The following is a 10,102-nucleotide window of genomic DNA, read 5'->3' on the forward strand; positions in this document are numbered from 1 at the left end:
TCATTAAAGGAAAACCCCCATGGCCCGCATAGAGCAGATCGGAACGGCGCCACCACCTGGACCGGCAAGAATATTCATCCGGCGGCATTCGGTGGTGACTAGGATCACCCATTGGATCAACGTTCTCTGCCTGACGATCCTTTTGATGAGCGGTATGCAGATCTTCAATGCGGACCCGCAGCTACATTGGGGTAATTACGGCGCGGTCGAGGATCCTTCATGGTTCGAGATCGCCAGCGAGCAGAATGGCGACAACATCGTTGGAAGGCTGCGTATCGGCAGTCTTTCCATCACGACGACAGGTATCCTTGGCGCTTCCGCGGTCGATGGCGAAATAACTCCCCGCGCCTTTCCGGCCTGGGCGACCATACCGAGCTTCCAGGATCTGGCGACCGGACGACGCTGGCATTTCTTCTTTGCCTGGCTCTTCGTTATCAACGGCCTCGTCTATCTACTCTACGGCCTGATCAGCGGACATGTCCGCCGCGATCTGGCGCCCTCGACCGAGGACATCGCGCCGCGTAACCTCTGGCATGAGATCAAGGACCACGCTCGCCTCCGCTTCCCGAAAGGTGACAAGGCGCGCAGGTACAATGCGCTGCAGAAGCTCACCTATCTCATCGTGATCTTCGTGCTGCTGCCGCTGATGATCGGCTCGGGGCTGACCATGTCGCCGGCAATGGACGCCGGCTATCCCTTCCTGCTCGAGATATTCAGAGGGCGTCAGTCTGCCCGCAGCATCCACTTCATCACTGCCTGGAGCCTTGTGCTTTTCGTGATTGCGCATGTGGCAATGGTCATTCTCTCCGGGCTCTGGAACAACATGCGTTCGATGGTGACCGGCCGCTATGCAATCACTCCTGAGGAATCCAACCGATGAAGATCAAGGTTTCCCGCCGCCGCTTTCTCATCGGTTCGGCCGCCGGTCTTGGCGCGATAGGCCTGACGGGCTGCGATGAGGTCGTCCAGCAGGTCCTCAACATGGCGGAACGGCTGACGATGAGCACCCAGCAGCTGATCGTCTCGCCCCAGGCGCTGGCCCCGGAATATACCGAGGCGGACATATCGCCGAGCTTCCATCCCAATGGATCGACTGCGCCTGACAGCGCCGAATACGTCCAGATGGTCCAGACTAAGTTTGCCGACTGGCGGCTAAAGATCGACGGCATGGTCAACATGCCCATGGATTATCGCTTGCAGACCTAAAGAAGCTGCCTTCCCGCACACAAATCACCCGCCATGACTGTGTCGAGGGCTGGAGTGCGATCGGCAAATGGCAGGGCGTCCCGCTAGGCCTTGTGTTGCAGAGTGCCGGATTGAAGCCGGGAGCGCGCTACGCGGTCTTCTACTGCGCGGACGAGCTCGAACAGACGCTCGACGGCAGCGGGCGATACTATGAGAGTATCGACCTCATCGATGCCTTCCACCCTCAGTCCATCTTGGCTTACTCGCTGAACGGTAAGGATCTGGGGGTCGAGCACGGCGCTCCGTTGCGCCTGCGTGTGGAGCGGCACCTCGGCTACAAGCACGCCAAATGCGTAATGCGTATCGAAATCCGCGACCGGTTTGACGACCTGTGGGGCGGCAATGGCGGCTTTTGGGAAGATCGCGGATATGAGTGGTATGCCGGGATATGAGTGGCTACCGCTAAGACCAAAAATAGAGGTAATTTGCTCTTTTACGTCCTCGATCAGCGTTACGACGAGTACGCCTAAGATGCCGTGAGCATCTTAGCCGAGGAGATCGACAGAACGATCTCAAAGACTGAAAGCCTTACAAAAGCCGGTCCAATATACCTCAGCCAGTGCATGGCCGGCACGCCTGCGGTGCCGGCCATACATATTATTAGAGGCCTAAGTTACATCTTCGGCAGAAGAACTTTGTCGATAACATGGATGACGCCGTTGGACTGCTTGACGTCAGCGATCGTCACGTGAGCAACGCCGCCCATTTCGTCAGTCAGTGTGATCTTGCCCATGCTTTCCTTGGCTTTCAAGATGCAACCGCCCACCGTCTTGACGTCATGTGTGCCCTTGTCGTCCTTGATCATCTTCTCGATGGTCTTCGACATGGCATCGGCTGCGACGACGTGGCAAGTGAGAACCTTGACGAGCTGAGCCTTGTTTTCAGGCTTCAGGAGCGTATCGACAGTGCCTTTGGGCAGAGCGTCGAAGGCTTCGTTGGTCGGCGCGAAGACTGTGAATGGGCCCTTGCCCTGGAGGGTTTCCACCAGACCTGCGGCCTTCACAGCGGCAACGAGCGTCGTGTGGTCCTTTGAATTCATCGCGTTTTCGACGATGTTTTTGTTTTCGTACATGGCCGCGCCGCCGACTTTCGGATTGGCAGCATAGGCGCCAGCAGCGGTGGCGGATACGAGAGCAGCAATTGCAACCGCGCGAAGTGCGGACTTCATCATGATACTTTCCTCTTACTTTGAACGCCCCGGCGCCGATGCGCGCCTCCCAAGGCCGTCACCTGATGGGTGACGCAACAAAAGACGAGAGCGCGAGGAAAAGAGTTTCAGGCGACGCAAGATATCTTTGCGAAATTTCTTCCGAGGATCACAGAGCTATGTGTGATCACGACTGAACGGCCAGGTAACGACATTTCCTGCGAAGAGCGCCACCTACACCAGCGGAGGCTGCAGGGCAACCGGATCAGATGGTAGCGCCCTTGCCACGGCGGAACGGTTGCCGCACCGAGATTATCGATGGCATGGTTGATATTGACTGGGAATACGCAGACTGCATAGAGCGCAAGGCCAATGGAAGCCGTGTTCCGGAGCTGCGTTACGACGAGCCCGATTGCGCCGGCGATCTCAAGCAATCCAGTCAGCAAAATTACGCCCCTAGGGTCAGGGACCCAAGTAGGTGTAATGCCAAGGAAAGGCCTGGGTATTACGATATGCAGACTACCGGCAGCGCCGTAGAAGGCGGACAAACCGCAACGGCACCGCCGTTGCCAGACGTCAATCGTTGCCATCATGCGCGATCCGCCGTTCGACATCTCGCTTCAACGCGGTCAAATTCGTCTTACCGCCGGCAACCACCTCGATCGCCCCGATCGCCAGATCGCTGGCGACAAAATCCGATTTATGGCCAAGATCGTGGACGACAACGAGGCGTGCGCCATGAATGTCGCGCGCGAGATGCCGCGCATGGACCTCAGGAGAAACGATCTCATCTGTATCGCCGGTGATGATTATGGTGGGAGCACGGATACGCCGATAGCCGGGCGCCGCGGACTTTGCCCAGTCGCTGAGCGCAGCCACTTCTCGTGCGTTGTGCCGAAATCGTGCCGGCCGCAGCGTTTCCAAAGCACGCGTGCGGGCGAGGTAATCCCAGGGCACGGGATTTGGCGCAAAGACGCCTCTCGTCGCTCCATCAATCGCCACAACACCGATCGGGGGCACGGTAGAGGTGCTAGACAAGGCCCTCGTTATTGGCGCGCTTGCAGCTTTGTAGTACCAGGAAATCCCGCCGTTCCACGGATAGACAGCCGGAGAGAGCAAAACGAGGCCGGACACCATCTCGGGGTGGAGAACAGCAAGGGACGCAGCGATCGCTCCGCCGAATGAATGTCCGACGATGATGGCTCTCGCAATCCCACGCTTCTTCATGAGAATGGCAATCGCGTCAGCCTGGCCGTCAGGAAGAATGTTCCGCTCGCCGCCGACGTCGGAGCCGCCATGGCCCGGACGATCAACGAAGAGCAATTTCGCACGCCCTTGCGGCTTCGCGCGAAACGAAAACATCGGATCCATAAAGATTGGCACTGGCCCCGTGGACGAACACGATCGGAGGTAGGTCGGGTTTTCCCCTAGGCTCGGCCAAGACACTGTTGAGCTTGAAACAGCCGACATCGATGCGGACTGGCTGGTCCTGTTGCTCTGGAGTGGCGACCGCGCGGGACAAACCGAATAGGGAAAAACCAATCATCAAAAGCGCGCCGACAAGGCAGAGGATCCGAGCCGACATGTCTTCAGAGCTGTCTGGCCGTGCCGCTGGCAACGACGGGGCCAGTCGGCAACCCTGTCGGTGAACCGCCGAATGGCTCAAGGCTGACGGCAAGAGTTGCACCAGCGCTGATATTCTGACGCAAGTCCGCGGGGATCAGCAGTTCGCCTTCGGCATTCGGCTGAAACACGCCCAGCGAACGCGGGTTGCCTCTTCCCGGCACCAACCAGAGCTGCAGCGACTTTTCGTCTTGTTTTCCGGCCGCGACCGGAATGATTCGCAGTCTTCCGCTTGACGCATCGAAGGACGCCAGCAGATTGACTGGATTGTCGGGAGCAGAGAGTTCGGCCACCACCGGGCCAAGGGAAGGCTGCATAGACAGCATACCGGAAGCATAGACTAAAGCCACAACGGCAACTGCTGAGGTGGCGAGCGAGACCCATCGCCAAAAACCAGCCGCGTTCCAAAGCCCGGTTGCAACCGGCGACGGATCTACGCCAAAGAGCCGCTTCTCGATCTCGGTAAACACCGCAGCGCCGGGCGTTGTCTCCTGATAGTCGTCGTTGAACGTGGACAGGTCTGATTGCCAGCGCTCGATCATTGTGGCGAAGGCTCGATCCTCAGCGATCCGTCGCTCCACCATGCGGCGTGCATCTGCCGACAGGACGCCGAGCACATACTCACCTGCAAGGATCTCGTCCTTCGGCCGTCCCCCTTCATTCTGGCCGATCGGGGTCATCGCTGCATGCACTCCCTGAGCTTCAGAAGACTTCGACGCAGCCAGGTGCGAACTGTATTTAATGGCACATTCAGATTTTCAGATAGCTCGACATAGCTCCATCCGTCGACATAGGCGCGGCGGACGGCCTGAGCATGGGCCGCATCGAGTTCGAGCATGCAGTTTCCTATGCGACGCCCTTCATCTGCGATCAAAACGTGCTGCTCTGGCGTGGATATGGTCTGGTCCTCGAGATCGTAAGCCTCGTCGATATCGTCGGTCGCCGGTTTGCGGGCTCGCAGAATATCGATTGCATGGTTCCGAGCGATCGCCGCAAGCCAGGTAGATGGCGAACCCGTTTGGATGGCGAAGGTCTTCGCACGTTTCCAGACCTTGATGTAGACCTCCTGAAGTGCTTCTTCTGCATCGGTCTTCGTTCTCAGAATACGGAGACAGATAGCAAAAAGCCTAGGACTGGTCGCCCGATAAAGCGCTGTAAATGCGGCCCGGTCTCCAATTCCGACACGATTGATCAAATCTGCTATGTCACTGGTTTGCATTCGTGAATACCTTGCCGCCGACCTGTTATAGAGATCGCCGATCTGGAAAGACAAGGCGGTGTGGCCAATAAATCTTGGCGCCGGCCAATCAAAGCGAAACGGGATATTCAAGAGAGAAGTGTCATCTTTCATCGAGATGCTCCCGACGCCGAAGCGCTCGATCCGGATACGCGAAGTGAAATCCAGCAGCCGATAAGGGCAGCCGTTCCGGACAGGATCGACCCCCAGGCGAGATCAGCCAGTGTGAGGGCCGTGGACCAATTCCCCAGCGTTGCCTGATTGGTCAGGTCGTAGGTCGCATAGGCGGTAAAGCCGAGAATGGCCCCATGAATTGCAGCAGATCGCGGCGAACCCTTTTCCAAGCCGGGCTTGATCGCCAAAAATGTCAGCCCGGCGACATAGAGCAGATAGAAGGCGACAGCCGGCGCGAGCCTGAAGTCTTCAACGAGCATATCACCCATGACCGGACGATAGAGCGTGCTTGCCATCACGCTCAACCAGACGAAGTCGATCACGACAAAGGTGGGCAGCGTCACGACATAGGCCACGAGAACACGTCTCAAGCCAATCTCCCTAATCGCTTGGTCCTCCGCGTCTAGTTAATTCGGGTCCAATCAACGCCTTTGCATAAGAGCCCGGCGACGATGCACCCTTTCGTGGTCATCTTGTCTCCAGTGACTGTCACCGTCAGCTTGTAGGTCAGGTTCCGCTGCGGATCGAAGGCTGTTCCGGAATAAACACCCTCGGCATCCGGCTCGATGGTCATGACAAGCTTGTCGCCCTCCTTTTCCTTGGGCGTGCCAGGCTTGATCCAGGTGTTGATGGCGCAAATGTCCGATCCACAGGATGCGATGCGGACCTTGGCATTTCCATCGCCTCGTGCCCATTGGCCGTCAATATCCGCTGCGTGGGCCAAAGTGAAAACCGGTAGGGTTGCTAGAGCTGCGACGCTCGTGGCCATTATAAACTTCATCATGCTTGCTTCTCCTTCTGCCAGCGGGTCACGCATGCTCGATCGTGTAGAGTCCGACATCGATGCTCCCTTCTTCGAAGCCTGCCTCGCAGTAGCAGAGGTAGTAGTGCCAAAGACGCTTGAAGCGATCGTCGAAGCCAAGTGCAGCGATTGCGGGCCATCGCGCGTGAAACCGCGCCCGCCATTCACGCAGCGTCCTGGCATAGGATTTCCCGAAATGTTCAACCTCGACCAGTTTCAAACCGGCGGCCGCGACTGCAGCTTCAAGCGCCTTGTCCGAAGGTAGGAAGCCGCCGGGAAAGACGTACTTCTGGATGAAGTCGATACCACTGCGATAGCGCTCGAACCGCCGGTCCTCGATGGAAATGATCTGGAGGACGGCGCGGCCATCCGGTTTCATGCAGCGCTTCAAGGTATCGAAATAACTTGGCCAGTAGGCCTCGCCTACCGCTTCGAACATTTCGATCGAGACGATGCGGTCGAACTGCCCCTTTGTATCACGATAGTCCTGGAGACGAAGATCGACCTGTTCGGAAATGCCAGCTCTCGCGACCACGTCCTTCGCCCAGGCCAGTTGCGAGGGTGAAAGCGTGATGCCGACGACATCCGCATGGGCGCTGACCGCCAGGTCGGCCGCCAACGCGCCCCAACCGCAACCGATCTCCAGCACGCGCTCGCCGCCTGACAGCGAGAGCTTTTCGCGAATTCGGCCGAGCTTCTTGCGTTGAGCAGCCTCCAGACTCGGCGTGGTTTCATCGAATATCGCCGAGGAATAGAGCATCGAAGCGTCGAGCCACTCCCTGTAGAAATCGTTGCCGAGGTCGTAATGCGCTTCGATATTGCGGCGACTGCCGCGCTTCGAATTGGCCTTCAACAGATGGCCGATCCTGTTGATCAGCCGCATGATGCCGTTTCCTTCGATGGCCGGCGCCAGCACGTCGCCATTTTGAGCCGCGAGCCGGATGACCGCCGTCAAATCCGGCGACGTCCAGTCCCCCCGCATACCCCTCGGCAAAACCGATATCGCCGGCGCTCAGCAGGCGGCGCAACATGCGCCAGCGGCGCATCACTATAACAGCTTCTGGCGCCGGCTCGGATCCAACCGCTTCCACGACTGCGCCGGACGGCAGCACTACGCCCAGCCGACCATGCCGAAGATGGGCTATGAGGCGTTTCATCAGCCGGCCGCCAAAACGACGATTTCCAGTCTCAACGTCGAGACGCAGTGAAATCGGTGAGAAGTCGTCGAGCGGGCTCATGCGGACGCCTCTAGTCCGACCGGCAGTCCCACGGGTCTGGCAAGTGGCTTGCGGACGATGCGAGCGCTCTCCTTTGCGACCTGCCATGGCCGGCGCAGGCCACCCAAGTCTTCTGCAACCGCCAACCCGGCCTGGATCCCGTCCTCGTGGAAGCCGGAACCGAAATGCGCGCCGCAGAACCAGGTATTGCGGACGCCCTGCAGCGACCAGACTTCCTGCTGCGCCCTTTCAGTGCCTAGATCGAAGACTGGATGTTCGTAGACCTCGCGGCGGATGACGGTCTCCTCCCGCGGTGCACGCTGCGGATTCAAGGTCACAAATGTCGGCGGTGCGGCGCCGAGCGGCTGCAATCTATTCATCCAGTAGGTGATCGACGGCTGAGCCGGCTCGGCACGCACGCCGATCCGGGTATTGGCAACGTAATTCCAGCTCGACCAGGCGGTGCGCCGTTTAGGCATCAGGCTAATGTCGCCGTGAAGTACGGCCTCGTTGCGCGAATAGCGGAAGGCGGCGAGTACGCACCGTTCATCGTCGGTCGGATCGGCGAGCATGCGAAGCGCCTGGTCCGCGTGCGTGGCGATCACCACATCATCGAACCTGTGCTGCCCGCCAAGACCGTCGCGAAGATCCACATGCCCTGCCATCCGCCGGATAGCGGCGACAGGGGTCGATAATCTGATCCTGTCGGCAAAGCGATGCGTGATCCGGCCGACATATTCGCGGCTGCCACCTCTTACCGTTCGCCAGACAGGCCTGTTCCACAGTTCGAGCAGGCCGTGATTGCAGCAGAATTTCACGAAGCTAGATGCAGGGTAGGCGCCAACCTGCATGGCGGGCGTCGACCAGATCGCGGCGGCCATCGGGTACAAATGATCCTCCCGGAAGGCGCGGCCATAGCGATTGCGGTTCAGATAGTCTTCAAGTGATATGGCGCCCATTATCGCGAGATCTCGCGGCGCCGTCCGGTAGAAGCGTAGGAGGTCGCGCATCATCGACCAGAAGCGCGGGCTAGTGATGTTCGATCTCTGCGCGAAGAGACCGAGACCCGTACCGCCCGAGTATTCGAAGGCGCCGTTGTTCAGCGACACCGCGAAGGACATGTTCGATATCGCTGTCGGCACGTCCAGCATGCGAAACAGTGCTGTCAGATTGGGATAGGTGACTTCGTTATAGACGATAAAGCCAGTGTCGACGGCGATCGGTCCGGCTTTGCTTTCAAATTCGACGGTGTTGCTGTGGCCGCCAATCCGGTCTGCGGCTTCAAAAATCGTTACGTCATGTGATTGCGACAGGAGCCAAGCGGCCGATAGGCCGGAAATCCCACTCCCAACGATCGCAATATTCAATCTGCGGCTATCCGCCCTTCGGTTTCTTAGTTCCATCTATCCCTGCACCTCGGCGGCTCGATTGCTCCCTCACGACATTGGTACGAGGGCCGGGCGCAGAGAGTTTCATTGCAGGGACATTAATTTCGAGGAATTCCATTAGAGCCGAAGCAACGATGAGAGAGCATGTGGGTGGCGCTCCTGCGAGGACGACAATAGGAGCGCCATCGCGGTCACTTCATGGCGTCGCAGTGCTTCATCATGTCGGACTTTTTCATGCTGTCTTTTTCCATGCCGGCCTTGTGCATGCAGTCGGCCTTCGTGCCGCCCATCTTCATGCTGTTGGCCTTCATGGAACTGGACATCATGTTGTCGGTCTTCGTCATGTTCGATTTCATGCTGTCCGGCTTCTTCATCGAATCCATGCTCGACTGAGCACTGGCGCCGCCGGCGACCAGCGAAATGCCGATAAGCGTGACACTGGCGAAGGTGGTGAAAAGACGCGTATTCATGGTGGGCCTCCCAAATGCTGCCCGCCGCACCATGCGACGGGGTCACATGCCTTCGTTCGCAGCCTTCCGGCGGTTTGTTACAGCCATCGCGCGCCTGTGATTATGAAATGCCGAAACAACGGAACTTCCTGACGCCCCGAATGCAGAGGTAGCGAGTTTCATAGAGGACTTTGATTTTCGAAGATTTTTTCCTCCGGAATGAAACTAAGAGACTTTGCCTCCCGTAGAGACAACACCCAACTTCGGGTCCACACGGGAAGACTGATGGACATTCTGCTCCTGGTCGCCATCGCAATCTGGTTGTCGCTGGCCATGGCCGGCGCGTGGGCGATACAGCGCAGCAGCGGACAAAGTGGGTGGATCGACACAATATGGTCGGTTGCAGTGGGCATCGGAGGCGTTGTCGCAGTCTCCTTCGCCGGTGGCGACTTCGATCGCCGAGTGGTCCTCTTGATCGTGATCTGCGCCTGGTCGCTTAGGCTCGCAAGCCATATCGGCTCGCGCACCAGAGGTGGTGGCGAAGATCCTCGTTATGCAAAATTCATCGAAGACTGGGGTGATCGCGCAGCCTGGCGGCTGTTCCTCTTCCTGCAGATACAGGCATTGGCCGCGTTCGTTCTCGTCCTGGCCGTCTATCTCGCCGCAGCCAATGACCGGCCGTTTCCAGGCGCCATCGACGCTCTGGCCATACTGGTCGCCATCGTCGCACTGGGCGGCGAGGCCCTCTCCGATGCTCAGCTCGCGCGCTTCCGAAAGACGCCCGAGGCAAAGACAGAAGTCTGTGAGGTCGGGTTCTGGC

9 protein-coding genes and 3 pseudogenes are annotated in these 10,102 nt (G+C 58.5%); 3 read left to right on the forward strand and 9 right to left on the reverse strand.

Annotated features, from left to right (window positions below; all coding sequences use genetic code 11):
- The first annotated feature begins 19 nt into the window (after positions 1-19).
- Together D460_RS0131405 and D460_RS34275 are read left to right on the forward strand one after the other, a co-directional pair.
- Entirely contained in the window at positions 20-880 is an 861-nt protein-coding gene (locus tag D460_RS0131405; RefSeq protein WP_018902587.1) for a cytochrome b/b6 domain-containing protein, read from the forward strand.
- Positions 877-1,637, forward strand: a pseudogene (locus tag D460_RS34275) (molybdopterin-dependent oxidoreductase). The gene D460_RS0131405 and the pseudogene D460_RS34275 overlap by 4 nt, the downstream one beginning before the upstream one ends.
- Positions 1,638-1,858: 221 nt before the next feature.
- On the opposite strand, the gene D460_RS0131415 reads toward D460_RS34275, so the two are convergent.
- The 9 genes and pseudogenes from D460_RS0131415 to D460_RS0131455 form a co-directional block, all read right to left on the reverse strand.
- A complete protein-coding gene (locus D460_RS0131415; protein ID WP_018902588.1) occupies positions 1,859-2,416 on the reverse strand; it encodes a fasciclin domain-containing protein in 558 nt (185 codons plus the stop codon).
- 552 nt (positions 2,417-2,968) lie between these two features.
- A pseudogene (locus D460_RS34280) lies at positions 2,969-3,938 on the reverse strand (alpha/beta hydrolase).
- Between the two features lie 43 nt (positions 3,939-3,981).
- A complete protein-coding gene (locus tag D460_RS0131425; RefSeq protein ID WP_018902590.1) occupies positions 3,982-4,695 on the reverse strand; it encodes an anti-sigma factor in 714 nt (237 codons plus the stop codon).
- Complete coding sequence (locus D460_RS0131430; protein ID WP_026283738.1) at positions 4,692-5,234, reverse strand: sigma-70 family RNA polymerase sigma factor; 543 nt, start codon at positions 5,232-5,234, stop codon at positions 4,692-4,694. The genes D460_RS0131425 and D460_RS0131430 overlap by 4 nt, the downstream gene beginning before the upstream one ends.
- 128 nt (positions 5,235-5,362) lie before the next feature.
- Positions 5,363-5,797 carry a DUF2177 family protein gene (locus tag D460_RS0131435; RefSeq protein ID WP_026283739.1) on the reverse strand — a complete coding sequence of 145 codons (435 nt, stop codon included), beginning with the start codon at positions 5,795-5,797 and terminating at the stop codon, positions 5,363-5,365.
- Positions 5,798-5,829: 32 nt separating this feature from the next.
- Positions 5,830-6,207, reverse strand: coding sequence for a DUF2147 domain-containing protein (locus D460_RS0131440; RefSeq protein WP_051110853.1), 378 nt, complete (start codon positions 6,205-6,207; stop codon positions 5,830-5,832).
- A 28-nt stretch (positions 6,208-6,235) separates the two neighbouring features.
- Positions 6,236-7,466: pseudogene (locus tag D460_RS34285) on the reverse strand (cyclopropane-fatty-acyl-phospholipid synthase family protein).
- Positions 7,463-8,848: an NAD(P)/FAD-dependent oxidoreductase gene (locus D460_RS0131450; RefSeq protein WP_026283740.1), complete on the reverse strand. Its 1,386-nt coding sequence runs from the start codon at positions 8,846-8,848 to the stop codon at positions 7,463-7,465. The pseudogene D460_RS34285 and the gene D460_RS0131450 overlap by 4 nt, the downstream one beginning before the upstream one ends.
- A gap of 176 nt (positions 8,849-9,024) precedes the next feature.
- Positions 9,025-9,303, reverse strand: a complete 279-nt coding sequence (locus D460_RS0131455) for a pentapeptide MXKDX repeat protein (RefSeq protein WP_018902597.1) — start codon at positions 9,301-9,303, stop codon at positions 9,025-9,027.
- A 264-nt stretch (positions 9,304-9,567) separates the two neighbouring features.
- Between D460_RS0131455 and D460_RS0131460 the strand changes: the two genes are divergently transcribed.
- On the forward strand, positions 9,568-10,102 hold a 535-nt coding region (locus D460_RS0131460), incomplete at its 3' end, for a DUF1295 domain-containing protein (protein ID WP_018902598.1).

This window comes from Rhizobium sp. 2MFCol3.1 (assembly GCF_000377565.1).
In the GTDB taxonomy this organism is placed as follows: Bacteria; Pseudomonadota; Alphaproteobacteria; order Rhizobiales; family Rhizobiaceae; genus Rhizobium.